General features: G+C 58.9%; 11 protein-coding genes. 6 read left to right on the forward strand and 5 right to left on the reverse strand.

Going from position 1 to position 14,554, the window contains the following annotated elements; all coding sequences use genetic code 11:
- Positions 1-145: 145 nt before the first annotated feature.
- Positions 146-784 carry a LysE family translocator gene (locus tag CE491_RS09170; protein WP_110948036.1) on the reverse strand — a complete coding sequence of 213 codons (639 nt, stop codon included), beginning with the start codon at positions 782-784 and terminating at the stop codon, positions 146-148.
- Between the two features lie 173 nt (positions 785-957).
- Here CE491_RS09170 and CE491_RS09175 point away from each other — a divergent pair, with 173 nt between their 5' ends.
- The gene (locus tag CE491_RS09175) at positions 958-3,129 is read left to right on the forward strand and encodes a TonB-dependent siderophore receptor (protein ID WP_110948037.1); all 2,172 of its coding nucleotides are present in this window, start codon (positions 958-960) and stop codon (positions 3,127-3,129) included.
- A 118-nt stretch (positions 3,130-3,247) separates the two neighbouring features.
- Here the strand turns inward: CE491_RS09175 and CE491_RS09180 are convergent, their stop codons facing one another.
- On the reverse strand, positions 3,248-5,416 hold the full coding sequence (locus tag CE491_RS09180; RefSeq protein ID WP_110948038.1) for a methyl-accepting chemotaxis protein: 2,169 nt from the start codon (positions 5,414-5,416) through the stop codon (positions 3,248-3,250).
- Between the two features lie 594 nt (positions 5,417-6,010).
- Here CE491_RS09180 and CE491_RS09185 point away from each other — a divergent pair.
- From CE491_RS09185 to CE491_RS09200, 4 genes are all read left to right on the forward strand, one after another.
- Positions 6,011-6,781, forward strand: a complete 771-nt coding sequence (locus CE491_RS09185; RefSeq protein ID WP_110948039.1) for a helix-turn-helix transcriptional regulator — start codon at positions 6,011-6,013, stop codon at positions 6,779-6,781.
- Between the two features lie 110 nt (positions 6,782-6,891).
- Positions 6,892-8,211: an MFS transporter gene (locus tag CE491_RS09190; protein ID WP_110948040.1), complete on the forward strand. Its 1,320-nt coding sequence runs from the start codon at positions 6,892-6,894 to the stop codon at positions 8,209-8,211.
- 365 nt (positions 8,212-8,576) lie between these two features.
- Complete coding sequence (locus CE491_RS09195) at positions 8,577-8,984, forward strand: helix-turn-helix domain-containing protein (protein WP_407681337.1); 408 nt, start codon at positions 8,577-8,579, stop codon at positions 8,982-8,984.
- Between the two features lie 541 nt (positions 8,985-9,525).
- Positions 9,526-10,245, forward strand: a complete 720-nt coding sequence (locus CE491_RS09200) for a hypothetical protein (RefSeq protein WP_110948041.1) — start codon at positions 9,526-9,528, stop codon at positions 10,243-10,245.
- Between the two features lie 480 nt (positions 10,246-10,725).
- Here the strand turns inward: CE491_RS09200 and CE491_RS09205 are convergent, their stop codons facing one another.
- Positions 10,726-11,805, reverse strand: coding sequence for a diguanylate cyclase (locus CE491_RS09205; RefSeq protein ID WP_110948042.1), 1,080 nt, complete (start codon positions 11,803-11,805; stop codon positions 10,726-10,728).
- 275 nt (positions 11,806-12,080) lie between these two features.
- Between CE491_RS09205 and CE491_RS09210 the strand changes: the two genes are divergently transcribed.
- Entirely contained in the window at positions 12,081-12,716 is a 636-nt protein-coding gene (locus CE491_RS09210) for a LysE family translocator (protein ID WP_110948043.1), read from the forward strand.
- 305 nt (positions 12,717-13,021) lie between these two features.
- Here CE491_RS09210 and CE491_RS09215 read toward each other — a convergent pair whose 3' ends face one another.
- Both CE491_RS09215 and CE491_RS09220 read right to left on the reverse strand, forming a co-directional pair.
- Complete coding sequence (locus CE491_RS09215; RefSeq protein WP_110948044.1) at positions 13,022-13,657, reverse strand: DcrB/PsbP domain-containing protein; 636 nt, start codon at positions 13,655-13,657, stop codon at positions 13,022-13,024.
- Between the two features lie 360 nt (positions 13,658-14,017).
- Positions 14,018-14,242, reverse strand: coding sequence for a hypothetical protein (locus CE491_RS09220; RefSeq protein WP_110948045.1), 225 nt, complete (start codon positions 14,240-14,242; stop codon positions 14,018-14,020).
- Positions 14,243-14,554: the final 312 nt, after the last annotated feature.

Genomic DNA, 14,554 nt, shown 5'->3' on the forward strand with positions numbered 1-14,554 from the left:
TTACGCACGAATACCTGTGGGAGTGAGCTTGCTCACGACGAGGCCGGTACATGCGCATTTAAGTGCATGGTCTGAAAGTCAGCCTTCGTGAGCAAGCGCACCCCCACAGGTTGTCGCCGGTCTCGAAATCGAGTCGTTACACACATCAGGACCTGCGCGGCAACAGCCCCGGCACCGCATGCATCAGCGCATTGATCGCAAAATCGATGAACATCACCCCGCACAGGCGTGTGATGGTCAGTTCGTGACGTTGGTACACCGCACGCACATGGCGGGCACCGACCACGCCGACGATGATGCCGTAGGCCACGATCCCGCCCAGGGTGCTGACCAGAATCAGCAGCGGCAGCATCGACCAGTTGAGCATGTCGGCACGGCTGGACAGCAGCGCGGTGAAGGTTGCGATTGCCACGGGATAGGCCTTGGGGTTGGTCAGACCGAACATGATGCCGTGCCAGAAAGGATGGCGACCCGGCGCCTTGGGCTCATCGCCATTGCTGCGTTTGGCGCGAATCGCGCGCCAGCCGAGCCAGAACAGGAACAGCCCGCTGATGACGCCCAGCACGTCGAATGCCGTGGTGCCAATGACCCTGGCGCCGATGATCGCCGCCAGTGCTGTGCTGCACCAAATCACGTCTCCCAGCAGATGCCCGCAGAGAAAGGCCGCCCCGGCACGACGCCCCTTCGATGCGCCGATGCCGAACACCGCGAGCACGCCGGGGCCGGGTGAAATGGCATAGATAAAGCCTGAGGCGAGTACGGCGAGCAGCAACGATGGCGTCATGACAGGCTTTCCCGGTTAAGAGCTGGCAACGTGAACGCTCGAGTGTAGATGAGCGCATGACTCACTTTCGAGCGCTTTCATACGTTTATAGAGGATGTATCGAGGTTGTAAAAAATTGGCGCAGAACGTAAAAGATGCGCCGACAAGAAATCCCCCCTGGAGCTTCATTTTCGATGATCACCCCACACCGACCCGCAGCAGGCTTCACACGCCGCCTGTTGCCGTTGAGTATTGCGTTTGCCTCGCCGTGGCTGGCCGCACAGGAAGCCGAGCCACTTACGCTGGATGCGGTGAAGGTGTCGGGTGAACGGGCCTCGGTCTACCAGGCCGAAAGCGCCTCGGTCGGGAGCTTCAACGAAACCCCATTGCGCGATACCCCCGCGTCGATTTCGGTGTTCAGCGAGCAGATGCTCAAGAACCAGCAGGCCAAACTGCTCAGCGACGTGCTGCGCAACGACGCCTCGGTGGGCGACAGCTACGCGCCGGTCGGTTACTACGAAAACTTCGTGGTGCGCGGTTTTTCCCTGAATGCCGGCAACAGTTATCGCATCAATGGTCGCAGCATCACCGGCGAGCAGAACGTGGCGCTGGAAAACAAGGAACAGGTCGAGTTGCTCAAGGGCTTGTCCGGGCTGCAGAGCGGTGTATCGGAGCCTGCAGGCGTGATCAATTACAAGACCAAACGCCCGGAAGACGTGCGCTCGGTCACGGTCTCGACCAATGAGCATGGCGAACGCTACATCGCCACTGACGTCGGTGGCTGGTTCGGCAGCGAAAAACAGTTCGGCCTGCGTGCCAACTTCGCTCACGAAGACATTCGCTCCTATGTCGACCACGCCGACGGCCAGCGGGATTTTGCCTCCCTGGCGTTCGACTGGAACATCAACGATCAATCGACCCTGCAACTGGACCTCGAGTACCAGACCAAAGAGCAGCGCTCGGTGCCGGGCTATCAGCTGATCGGCGGCACTGAATTGCCCCATGACGCCTCGCCGCGCAAGTTGCTCGGCTATCAGAGCGGGTCCAACCCAGTGGGCATCGACTCGCTGAACATGAACGGTCGCTATGAATACCGTTTCAGCGACGACTGGAAAGCCAGCCTCAGCGCCTCGCGCAGTCGCGTGGTAATCGATGACTACAGCGCCTTCGCCTATGGTTGCTATTACCAGAGCGATTGCTCGAGCACGCCGGTGACCGGTCATTTCAACAGCGATGGCGGCTACGACATCTACGACTTCCGCAGCCCCGACGATACGCGGCGCAACGATGAAATCGAGGCCGCGATGACCGGCCTGTTCAACACCGGCTGGCTCAAACACGAGTTGACCTTCGGCACCAGCGCGCTGCGCCGTACCGTCGACACGCGGCCTTATTTCAGCGAATACGTGGGTTCGGGCAACATCAATCGGGCGCCGGACACCTTCGCGCCTTCCGATCTGCCCGTGGGCCATACCGAGCGCCGCCTGGACAGTCGTCAGTACGGCCTGTTCGCCACCGATCGCATCAGCTTCGACGAGCATTGGCAAACCGTGCTCGGCGGCCGGCAGGTGCGCCTCGACGAAAAAGCCTACAACGAAGACGGCAGCGATAATCGCCACACACAGCGCTCGATCTTCCTGCCCCAGGCGGCGTTGATCTACAAGCCGGTCGATAACGTTTCGCTGTACACCAGCTACAGCAAGGGCCTGTCGCTGGGCGGCACGGCGTCGGTGTTCGACACCAACGTCGGGGAAATTCTGGCGCCGACGATCTCGCGCCAGCTCGAGGCCGGGGTCAAGTACGACTGGCGGCGCATGAGCTTCACGGCCGCCGTATTTCAGACCCGCCAGGCGTATCAATACTCCAGACCCAACGACGATGGCAGCCTCACGTTCGTGCAGCAGGGCCAGCAGAAGAACACCGGGCTTGAGCTGAGCGCCAACGGCTGGTTGACCTCGCAACTGCAGATTGCCGCCAGCGTCGCAGCGATCAAGGCGCGGGTGGAGGACAGCGGCACAGCGGCTTACGAAGATCATCAGGCGATCAACGTGCCGAAATTGCGCGCTAGCCTGTCGGCCGATTACAGCCTGCCAATTCCGGGGCTCGCGTTGCTCGGTGGCATGCAATACAGCTCAAGCAAATACGCCAACCGCGAGGGATCGGTGAAGGTCGCTGACTACGCGGTCTTCAACGCCGGCAGTCGCTACAGCACCAAACTCGAGGGTTACGACACCGTGTTCCGATTGACCGTCGACAACCTGTTCGACAAACGCTACTGGCGCGATGTCGGCGAATACCTGGGCGACGATTACCTGTTCCTCGGCGCGCCACGGACAGCGCGGCTGTCGGCGACGGTGAGTTTTTGAGAAGAATGCACGCTCATCTTTTGTAACAGCACGGCTTGCCAGCGGTGGCGGCCGTGGAATCGTCACCGCCGGCAGACCGCACTGCTACACGAGAATGAAGTTGCGTTAAAGTGTAGCGTCAGCCCGCTCGCGCGACTTTCTGCTCGTTCGCGCTTACCTGGAACTGCCCCACCAGTTTCTGCAGCTTGTTCGCATTGAGCCGCACGTTTTCCGCGCTGCTCTGCAATATGCCGACGGTCTGCTGCATTTCTGCCGAGGCCACGTCCACGCGCTCGATAGTCCGTCCGTAATCGCGACTGCGCTCGCTCAGCTTGCCGATGATACCGATCATGCTCTCGACTTCCTGATGCAGTTGGGCGTTTTGCGAGGCGCTATCGACGCTGGTGCGCAGATGATTGTCGACGTCCTGCACGCCGCTTTCCATGAACGCCACGGCCTGCTGGGTTTCGCCTTGCAGCCCCTCGACCATTTGCCGGATGTCTTCGGCGGCACTGGCCGTGCGCACCGCCAGCGAGCGCACTTCATCGGCGACCACGGCAAACCCACGACCATGTTCACCGGCGCGCGCCGCCTCGATTGCAGCGTTCAGCGCCAGCAGGTTGGTCTGGTTGGTGATGTTGGTGATCAGGCCGACGATGGTGCTGATCTGCGCCATTTTCGCGTCCAGCGATTGCACGCTCGACGCCGAGCGCTCCACCACGTCACGGATCGATTGGGTGCCGATCCTGGCATTCTCGAACTGCTCGCGGGCGCGGGAAACCACGTCATCCATCGCCAGTTTCATCTGTTCGGCGGTGTAGGACGCCTGCTGGATCTCCCCCAGTTGCCCCTCGACGATCAGCATCATGCGGTTCACCGCCTCGGTGACCTGCGCCGACGTCATGCCTGCTTCCTGACTGCTGCCGAGCATCAGCTCATTGGTCTTGCCCATTGTCCGCGACGCGTGAATCACATGGCCGACCACTGCGTCGAGGTTGTCGATGAAGCTATTGATCCAGCGTCCCAGATCACCGGTTTCATCGTTGACCATGGTGCTGGTGTCCAGGCGCTGGCGCAGGTTGCCTTCACCCTCGGCAATGGTGCGAATGACTTCGGTCATGCCGCTCATGCGCTCGGCCAGACGCACCGGGCCCAGCCTGGAGAACACCCAGGCGGTGGCCGCCATGCTCAGGATCTGAATCCCGTCGCTGGCCAGTTGACCGAGCCCGCTGTAATGCTGAATCACATAATTACAGCCATACAGACCGCCCATGGTTCCAAGATAGGGCTTCATCAGGCCATAGCTCAGCGAACGGCGGCGATAGACCTCTTCAAGATCCGCCTCGCACATCATGCCCCAGCGATCCGGCGAGCCTGGCAGTTGAAGGGTCACGCCCTTGCCGATGACCGGGATATGCCGGTAGTCCGAGTAGCCCGGATAGGTCACGAACAAGTTGGCGCCGCTGCGAATGGTCTCGCGTACGCCGGGGTGCAGTTCCTGGGTCGCCGGGTCGATGAAGCGCAGTTCCAACTCGGTATGACGGCGAATGCGTACCGGGCCCCAAGCCGTGTTTACCCCGGACTTGAGGTTTTCGCCGTGGGTGAAGGCGTTGTCTTCGAAGCGCGAGCGCGACAGGGCGATGCCCGGAAGCAGTGTCGGGTCGAAGGTCGAGCGGACCATGAACAAGTAGTTGTCGCCGGATTCGGGATATACATGGCCGGCTTCACGCTGAATCAGATCCCCGAGCACATCGTTGGGTACACGACCACACAGGCAGCCGATGATCAGGCCCTCAGCAAACAGCGGCTGATAAAACATCAGCGTGACTTCGTCGTGAAAGCGCGAGGTCGACGGGCCGATCTTCAACGTCAGCGGGTCACTGTAAGGACCGTGCAGAAAAGGTTTCTTCAGCCCCTCGGCGAGGGCCCTGGGGTTGAGGTCTTGCTGATTGCAATGCTCGGCCCAAGTCGAGGCGAGCACCTTGCCGTGTGCATCGACCACGAATAATTCAGAGAAGTCTGACGCCTGTTTACGCTTTTCCTGAAGCTGGCGAGGGTTGATGTGCGCAAACTCCTTCTCTACGCTGCTGGCCAGTTCACCCAAGTGATCCCAATACTCCTGCGCCCAGTGCTGCAGCAGACGCACACGGGTGTCGGCAATGGATTCGAAGGTCCGTTCGATCACAGGATAAATGGCCCGGTTAAGACGACAGGAACGGGCCATGGCGAATTTTCCGGTTTTGCCAAACCACGGTAACCAGCGCTTTTCGGCGGGGGAGAGCTGCATTGAATCACTGCGCAGGGTCATGCAATTACCTTCATGCCGGACATCAAAGAGCCATCAGCAAGGCAAGGACTGCGCCATTGGCAAAAGCTGACCGATTGGATAGATCGCGGTTCAGACCGTTTGGTCAGTCGCCTGACCTCTTAAGGCAGCAATCTCTCCGGTGTGAAGGTGGCGATTGTTCTGGGGCGTAGCGTTGTTGTATATCCTCCACGACCGTTTGTCGGAATAGCGCCTCTACAGGTTCAGGTGCTCGTTTTGGGAACCAATGGATTGATAGGGTCTATGGCTAAATTAGATCCCGAAGACCCTCTTTATGCATTTCGTTGGCGCGCTTTTTTGCTCTGGCGCTGCGTTGTGGTGCAAAAAATGTTAAGCAGGGCGCAAGAAATATCCATAGACGTCGCTTTTCAGAACGCAAAAAATCGCGTGCCTTTTTGATGTTAGAAATCGCACCAAAAAAACGCATTGAATCTTCCCCGTCGACCTGGGCAGCGCCGTTTGCTGACGCTAGTGATTGCAAGGTCCTGAGGCTTCGAATCGGCTGGACATTTGCGCTGGCGTTGTGCCCCTCTGGCTTGTTACCGTCGGGTGGTCACTCAACAGGGAAATCGGGCCATGCCAGCACAGTACCCGTTGCAACGCCGTATCCAGGACGGACGAGCGCTGCTGATCAATGCGCAGCCCTTGCAGGCGAGCAGCGATGACGTGCTGCACCGTTACCGCGAAGGGCAGTTATGGGCGGTCAGGCATGGCGTGATCACGGCTGAACTGGACGCTGGCAGTTGGGTGGTTCCCTCCCGCCACATCGGCTGGATTCCGCCGGGCGTGGCCCATGCGGCGCGGGTGCATGAAGCCGCCAAGGGGATGATGATCTACCTGCGTCCGGACCTGTGTCCGCTGTTTCCCACCACGCCAACGGTGTTCGACATGACCCCGCTGTCCAGCGCTTTGCTTGAGCGCATCGGCACTTGGGACAGTGGCGCGGCGGAGCTCAGTGCCCCTGTGCATCGCCAGCTCGACGTGCTGTTCGACGAACTGAAGATTTCCCCCGCCAATGCTTTGTTCCTGCCGATGCCCAGCAGTCCGCATCTGGTTGGCATGACACTGACCATCGTCGCCGACCCCGCCAACAAGCTGAGCCTGGACGATTGGGCGCGGCGGGTAGGCATGTCCCGCCGCGGGCTGACCCGGCACTTTCGTGCAGAAACCGGCATGTCGCTGATGCAATGGCGCATCGTCGCGCGAATGAAACGTGCGCTGGAGTTGCTGGCCCGCGGCGACAACGTCAATCGCGTGGCCCAGCGTCTGGGATACGACAGTGTCAGCACCTTCATCAATGCGTTCAGCGCGCAGTTCGGCATGACCCCCGGCGTATATGCCCTGTGATGTGACGCAAGTCCGGTTGTCTGTCAGGCGCCCTGATTGCGCCAGCTTTGTTATCCTGCGCGCCTTTGTCGCACTTAACTGCCGTTTAAACCTGCCAAATGGGGTCTTCCATGACAGCCATTCTTCGACCACGTCCACAACCGATCAGCCGGGGCGACTATAAGACCCTGGGCCTGGCGGCACTGGGCGGGGCGCTGGAAATTTACGATTTCATCATCTTCGTGTTTTTCGCGCTGACCCTCAGCCAACTGTTCTTCCCGCCGCAAATGCCCGAGTGGCTGCGATTGCTGCAGAGCTTCGGAATCTTCGTCACCGGGTATCTGGCGCGGCCCCTGGGCGGCATTCTCATGGCCCACTTCGCCGACAAACTCGGTCGCAAACGGGTGTTCAGCCTCAGCATCCTGATGATGGCCTTGCCGTGTCTGCTGATTGGCGTCATGCCGACCTACGCCGACATCGGCTACTGGGCACCGCTGATCCTGCTGGCCCTGCGCATCCTGCAAGGCGCTGCGGTGGGTGGCGAAGTGCCGAGCGCCTGGGTGTTCGTCGCCGAGCACGCGCCCAAAGGCCATCGCGGCTATACGCTCGGGGTGCTGCAGGCCGGGCTGACCTTTGGCTACTTGATTGGCGCCTTGACCGCGACCTGGCTGGCCAAGGTCTACAGCCATGCCGAGATTCTCGACTTTGCCTGGCGTATCCCCTTTCTACTGGGCGGCGTATTTGGCGTGATCGGTGTCTGGCTGCGTCGCTGGTTGAGCGAGACGCCAGTGTTCATGGCGCTCCACGCGCAACGTGAAAGCATGACCGAGTTGCCGCTGCGCGCCGTCATGCGGGAACATCGCCAGTCGTTGCTGCCAGCCGCCTTGCTGACCTGCGTGCTGACCTCCGCAGTCGTGACGTTGGTGGTGATCACCCCGACCGTAATGCAACAGCGGTTCGGCATGACCCCCAGCGACACCTTCGCCTTGAGCAGCGTTGGCATCGTCTTTCTCAACATCGGTTGCGTGCTGGCCGGCATGCTGGTCGACCGCATTGGCGCCTGGCGAGGGGTGGTGCTGTACAGCCTGCTGCTGCCGCTGGGCGTCGGCCTGTTGTACGCCAGTCTGGTCATCCAGTGGCTGCCGGTAGGCCTGGCGTATGCGGTGGCGGGTTTGGCCTGCGGCATCGTTGGGGTGGTGCCTTCGGTGATGGTCGGGCTATTCCCGGCGAACATTCGCGTGTCGGGCATCTCCCTGACCTACAACATCAGTTATGCGCTATGGGCGAGTACCACGCCGCTGGCGCTGATCGCACTGATGCCGTGGAGTCCTTGGGTGTGCGTCGGCTATTGCGTGATCATGGGCGCTGTGGGCCTGTTGACCGCAATGTTCTTCGGCCTGCGCAAGGGCATGCAGGTCGACGACGTACTGCCAGCGCGCTGCGGCCGCTGAATGATGGGGGCGTCCTGGCAGCACGCCCCTGACACCGACCACTGTCCTGTGGGTTGCTTGAGCAAGCGTTGTCTTGATATCTCGTAAGGCATTTCCTTCCTGAGCGTCGGCGACTTGCGCTTCTTCAAGTGCAGGTCGTGCGCATGTCTGTAAGACGCAGTACCCAGCCCTAATACGCTCGGTCAGTTCATTTGTAACCAATGATTGTATTTATAAAGTGCTGCGTTTATTGTCCCCGTCTATACAACTGACCTGTCCGATTCATGCACTAGCATTCTGTCTGCGCATGCGCCATTTTATGTGCGGTCCATATGAGTAAAACTTGGTCAGGAAATTATCGTCAAAGCTTGTAGGAATAATTACCGTTGCGGGTACTAATCATCAACCTTGATGAGAATGCTGTATCAAAGTGCAGAAATTTGAAAATTATGCTCAATAAAAACCTGTCATCGCCGATGGGTAGTTTAATGCCAGGGAAGGCGGTCAACAGAGGTCACTGCAAGTCGATGCAGGAAACAGAGCATAAGCGCAAACGAGCGAGCCGCACGACCCCGCGTGAGTCGGAAGTGCTGAGGCTGGTGCTGCTGGGCTACACCAACAAGGATATCGCCCAGCACCTGGGGATCAGTGATTACACGGCCCGCGACCACGTATCAGCGCTCTTGAAGAAGAATGAAGTGAAGAACCGCGCGCAACTCGTGGCATTGCACGTTGCATTGCCGCGCAAGAGAAAACCGCGATTACCCCCTACATCTGACGGATTGTATCGTTGATTCACAGGCGGATAATGGCAACGTCTTTATCTTTGTGGCTTTCGGTTTAAAGGTCGTTCGGAAGTTCTCTCCGGGCGTGCCTTGGCAGGTGCAGGAAACGATGGCGAACAATAAGAACAAATCTGGCAGGGCTATTAACAGGGAAAGGTTATGGGCGATACATCACAGGATCGTTTGTCAACGTTGTTCGAATCGCGGAGTGTCAGTCAGCACTATGTTCGGGGGCAGCTCCGAGTATGCGTAATAGATACTGTCGACTTCACTTTCTATTGCGGCGGCACCGCGATCGTCGGCTCACCTTGGCAACGTGACCGTCAGGGAGCGGCCCCAATTCGGCCTGTCCCAGGCAGCGCACGCCTTAGTCGCGACTGAGTACGCAGCTGGACGGACGTGTGGTGAACGTACAGGTGCCTCGGCAGTTGCTCAATGACCTCAAGCGTCGGGCCGAAAGCCTCCCCAGCGGTGGCGCTCAGAGACGATTGAGCCAATTGCAACGAAACGGCCACAGACCAAACATTCAACAACAAGAAGGAACTACTCAATGACTGGATGCAACTCAAGCGACCGCGACCCTGTGCCGAAAGGGCCAGTGATGCTCGTCGATCAGGACGGCCACCCGGACCTGACCCGCTTTCATGAACTGGTGAATGAGCAGGCCGCTTTCAGCAAAGAGCACCTGTATACGTTGCACACGCAATGGTTCGGCCCGCGCGGCATGTTTGCGTTGGTCGGCGAAGAAATCGAACAATTGGGCCGGCAGGCGCCAGTGCTCGATGGCGTCAGAAAACTCCAGACGGCCCAACGTCTGCAGGAGGCGGAACAGGCAGTGACCTACGCCCTGGCGCAGAGCAATCGCCGAGGCGCGGCGGTCAACCCGTTCAAGGGCCGAAGTCGCGAAGCGCTGTGCTGCGTGGTCTTCGACGAATCGGGCGGCTACACGCTGGTTGAGCGATACGCCGCTTACGAGGCGATACGTCAATGCGATGCGAATTTTTTCATCAAGCTGATCGCCACCACGCGCGGGGTGGTGGAACGGCGCATCGTCTTTCGCGGTTTACTGGAACATTACGACCGTTTGCTGCCCATCGAGAAAAGCATCTATCCCGACGGTTACCGTGCCGCGCAGCAAGCTCATCTGGATCGGGAGGAACAACTCTACGGCGCCCTGACCCTCGACGATGACGTGGTGACGCTGCTGGAAACGCTGTCGCCGGTCGATCTGCTCGAGCGGGTTCAGCGCCCGGCAGATCCGGTGTCATGAACGAGATGCGCCGAGCCTGTGCCTCGGCCATCGCCCGCGCAGATCGGCAGCCTCGATCCGCGCGTCTGCTGGCTATGCCCGACCGTTGATGTTGTTCAGCGTCATGTCGATCGAACAGGCCCGCAGCGACGCCGGCCCGGAACCCACTCTGTCTGCGCCGAGCATGGCTCGCCCGGCGGCGTGCAAATTTTCTGACGTGGGTTCAGAAGCTGCTGAGCTCGGCGCTCGTTTTTCTCATTTCGAACGGCGGCAGAAAAATTACATTAAGCGTGTTTTGGCAGAGGGGTACGACCTCTCTATGCACCCATTACGGGGCAGTGGGCCGACGCCTGAGGAAGCAAAAACGCCGAGAAATCCAATCCCGCCGAGATCAACGCTCCCCGGGATCACCCGACGACCCTGCGCGGCATCATCAACGAACACCTGCAAAAATCCGGCATCCTAACGCTCTTTGAAACCCCATGCGCATGGGCCGCTAGCTTACTCAACCGCCGCACTCAATGATTCACACGCTTTCAAGCCGGGCATCGCCCAGGCCACTCGGTTTCGCCCGGTGCTTTTTGCGGCGTAAAGCGCCATGTCTGCTTCGTGCAGCCATGCGCCAGCGTCGTCGAGGTGCGGGCCGTAGGCGGCGATGCCGATGCTCAGGCTGAGTTTTAGGTCGGGGAAAGTAGCGTGAGTGTGCGCGTGCACGGTACGGCGCAGGCGTTCGAGGATGTCGGTCGCTTGGGCGACGGTGGTATCGGGCAGGATCACGCAGAATTCGTCACCGCCGTAGCGCCCCGCCAGATCGGTTTCCCGAAGGCTGGCGGAAAGGATACCGCTCAGTTGCTTGAGCACGTTGTCGCCGATGATATGGCCGTACGTGTCGTTGATGGTCTTGAAGTGATCGATGTCAATCAGCGCCGCGCTGTTCTGCCGATTGAACGTGCGGCAATTGTTGAATTCCGTTGCCAGCAGGTCTTTCCAGGCACCGTGGTTCATCAGGCCGGTAAGGCTGTCGGTGGTACTGAGTTTTTCGAGCGCTTTCTTGCTTCGGGAGAGCTGCAACGCTACGCGATAGCTCAGCAGGCCGATCGCAAGCGGATAGATCACCAGCGTCGGCAGGCATGCATAAACCTGCAGTTGAGTGAGCACCGGAAACAGTTGCGGCAAAAAGATCCAGTAAGCCGCCAACGCGGCAACCCCCTGCGCCAGGCTGCCCAGCGCGAACAGCCGTGGGCCGCCTGCGGCGATATTGTTCATGGCGATCATCGCCAGGGCCGTGACGGTGGGCAAGGGATTGAATCCCATCGCACCCGCCCAGAATCCCCCGGCCAGCGAGTCGTAGATCAGATTCCGGCGCTCGGCAGCGTAGGGTTGTTTCGAGGATCTGGCCATTAACCAGGCGATATGCGGCCAGCCGTAGCCGTGCAGGACCATCGCGACCCATACCCACACAGGCGGGTGCGAAGGATATACAGCGGCAGCTACAACAAAAAAGCCGACACCCAGCCCGACGCTGCGCGGCACATGCATACGCCTGGCAAACGAAAGGCCTTTGCGAGGTAAGGTGTTCATAGCTCTTCACCGGGTTATGACGCAGTATCCCGACTGCAACATCGGCCACGACGAACGACGTAGAGTGTCGCTCGCCCGTCGGGCGCTGGGAAGAGCCAATTGCCACTATTGATCCATTAAACCACACCGGCTGTCGCCAGGCGTCGCATCTGTCCCGGTCCCTTTTCCCCGAATCTGTCTATAGACGCCGCGGAAGCTAATTGGCTGAAATGGATTCAGCCCCGCTTCATAGCTATCGAGCGGGCCACTTCCGTCATTCCCAGCCAGGAACTCCGATGCCAGAGCTCTCGAATCTAGTCGCCTTTGCCCTTATCTCACTGGGCATGGTTCTGACCCCTGGGCCGAACATGATGTACGTGATTTCGCGATCTATCTCACAAGGTCGCAAGGCCGGGCTGATCTCCCTCGGCGGCGTGGGCATCGGGTTCCTCTTCTACATGCTCTGCGCGGCATTCGGCATCACCGGGCTGGTCATGGCCGTACCATACGCCTACGACACGCTGCGCATTGCGGGTGCCATATACCTGCTTTACCTCGCTTGGCAAGCCGTCAAACCGGGCGGCCGCTCGCCGTTTCAAATCAAGGAACTGCCTCAGGACAGCAACCGTCAATTGTTCCTGATGGGCCTGCTGACCAACCTGTTCAATCCTAAAGTTGCGGTGCTTTATCTCTCGCTGCTGCCGCAGTTCATCACCCTCCACAACGGCGCCAGCGTGCTTGGCCAGTCGCTGGTGCTGGGCAGCGTGCAGATCGGCGTCAGCCTCACCGTCAACGCAATGGTCGCCATGGCCGCAGGATCGATTGCCGTTTTCCTGGCCACCAAACCGACTTGGGCCAACGTCCAGCGCTGGTTGATGGGCACGGTGTTGTTGGGCTTTGCAGTGCGTATGGCGGTGGAGGGCAGAAAGTAAATGCTACAAGGTGCAATTGACGACGTGAAGGTACCTACACCGAAGCCGACTGCGATTGCACCGACAAATCGGTCTGGGACTTCCCGTCCTGATATTTCACCGAAAGACATATCTGGGTCGGCCCATACTTCGTCCGCGTCATGCGCGCCTGCGAAGGCCCCGAATGGTCAGTGGTGCCGTACAGTGCGATCAACGCACATTCGGGAGGGGTCAAGGTGCAACTGCAGGAGTGATGACGTTGTTTCGATGAGTCTTGATAACTGCTGCTTTTAGGGCGGCGATCGCAGCCAAAAAAGCAGCACTCATTACTTGCTTCCCGTCACGCCCTTCACCACCGCCGCATGCGCCTTGGCATCCTTGGCAAGAGAGATCACGTTGACCATCGCAGTGCGTGTACCGGAGGCCGCGGTGATGGTGGTGCTCAGCACCTTGCCGCCATCCACGCTGCCGGACACGTCCAGTTGGCGCAGTCCGAGGCCCTTTCTGACGATCTTCTTCTCGCCGAGCTTGTTGAAATCCTTGTAGCTGGACTGCTGCTGGACGAGGGTTTCGGCAATGATGTTATCCAGCGTTTCGGTGTCGTTGGATGGGACTTTCTTGCCGTCCGGGAGTGGTGTTTCGGTGATGATCACGACGCGCTTGGCGGGTTTGTTCATGTACAGCGAACCTGTGACGCCAGCGGCCTTGGCTTTGTCATCGATCTCCTCCATCGGCCCTTTGACGTAGTCCTTGGGCAAGGTAAACACGAACTTGCCGCCAAGCATCGAGACTTTCTGCCCCGTGGGTTTAGCGTGCGCCGCTTTTGAAGATTTGGAGGAGTGAGCGGTTTTGGACGACTTGGCAGGGTGCTTGGTGTCCGTTGCAGCGTGCGCACCCGTAATGCTCAGCCCAAAGGCCAGCGCAGTGCAAATCAAGGCGGTTTTCAAAGTGAACAAGCGCATTCCTACCCCATTTAGAGCTGATTCCTACAGAGGGTTGGCAGTTTGCCTGAGCGACGTGGTGTGTAGATAGACACATGCAGCGCGTTCGGACGCAACGCACCTATGTCGCAGTCCGGCTTGCCGGCGATGGCGTCGCTGAAATCAGCACTCCCGTAAGCGAGCTTTGTTTGAACTGCATGCCGTTGTTATCCGAATACCAAACTAGTCTGAATACGCCTTCACTTTTCGCAGGCAAAAAAAAGCCGCTAGGGAAAGCGGCTGAAGTTTGGAGCTTTGAGGCCCCACGTCGGGAGCAACGATGCGGAGAGTTACAACAACAAGAACACAACAAAGAACGACAGCGCTAAAGCAACGTACGGGTCAGGTGTGTTTGGCATTCTCCATTTGAGGGTTATAGGTCGAGGCTTGCTGAGTCTTGTCCTGCTCCTTGGCCTTGGCGGCAAGGGCTTCCTCGTGCTGCTCGAAGTTCGCATGCATGGCTTCATTACGAGCCACGAACGCTGACGATTCTTCAGCCATTGCAAAAGGCGCCGCCAACAAGGAAGAAACAATAAGAGCGCTGGCAATAACGATGGATTTGAACATTTGAAACAAACCTTCTTGCGTGTGCAAGTTCGATTAGGTGAGGCCACTGTAAGAATCCAGTGCCCCAGGATCAAATGAAACCGGAGTAAATATTCTTTAGGGAAATTCTGAAAAAGACTTCCTGATTTGGCAAAATCCCGGAACACCAATCGCCGAGCTTTTCGATGATGAAGCAAATGACCTTCGCCGACGCCGAGTACGCCGGTAAGCGCAAGCAGACCCGTAAGGAACTGTGAATCGCCCCGGATTTTCTAGACACTCTCCAAGCTCAGGAAATAGCGTTTCTCATACTCTACTGGAGACAGCTGCATA

This window comes from Pseudomonas bohemica (assembly GCF_002934685.1).
In the GTDB taxonomy this organism is placed as follows: Bacteria; Pseudomonadota; Gammaproteobacteria; order Pseudomonadales; family Pseudomonadaceae; genus Aquipseudomonas; species Aquipseudomonas bohemica.

Excerpts from the sequence above, each read along its gene's own strand:
- CE491_RS09170 (WP_110948036.1), bottom strand. The coding sequence starts at position 784 with ATGACGCCATCGTTGCTGCTCGCCGTACTCGCCTCAGGCTTTATCTAT.
- CE491_RS09175 (WP_110948037.1), top strand. The coding sequence starts at position 958 with ATGATCACCCCACACCGACCCGCAGCAGGCTTCACACGCCGCCTGTTG.
- CE491_RS09180 (WP_110948038.1), bottom strand. The coding sequence starts at position 5,416 with ATGACCCTGCGCAGTGATTCAATGCAGCTCTCCCCCGCCGAAAAGCGC.
- CE491_RS09185 (WP_110948039.1), top strand. The coding sequence starts at position 6,011 with ATGCCAGCACAGTACCCGTTGCAACGCCGTATCCAGGACGGACGAGCG.
- CE491_RS09190 (WP_110948040.1), top strand. The coding sequence starts at position 6,892 with ATGACAGCCATTCTTCGACCACGTCCACAACCGATCAGCCGGGGCGAC.
- CE491_RS09200 (WP_110948041.1), top strand. The coding sequence starts at position 9,526 with ATGACTGGATGCAACTCAAGCGACCGCGACCCTGTGCCGAAAGGGCCA.
- CE491_RS09205 (WP_110948042.1), bottom strand. The coding sequence starts at position 11,805 with ATGAACACCTTACCTCGCAAAGGCCTTTCGTTTGCCAGGCGTATGCAT.
- CE491_RS09210 (WP_110948043.1), top strand. The coding sequence starts at position 12,081 with ATGCCAGAGCTCTCGAATCTAGTCGCCTTTGCCCTTATCTCACTGGGC.
- CE491_RS09215 (WP_110948044.1), bottom strand. The coding sequence starts at position 13,657 with ATGCGCTTGTTCACTTTGAAAACCGCCTTGATTTGCACTGCGCTGGCC.
- CE491_RS09220 (WP_110948045.1), bottom strand. The coding sequence starts at position 14,242 with ATGTTCAAATCCATCGTTATTGCCAGCGCTCTTATTGTTTCTTCCTTG.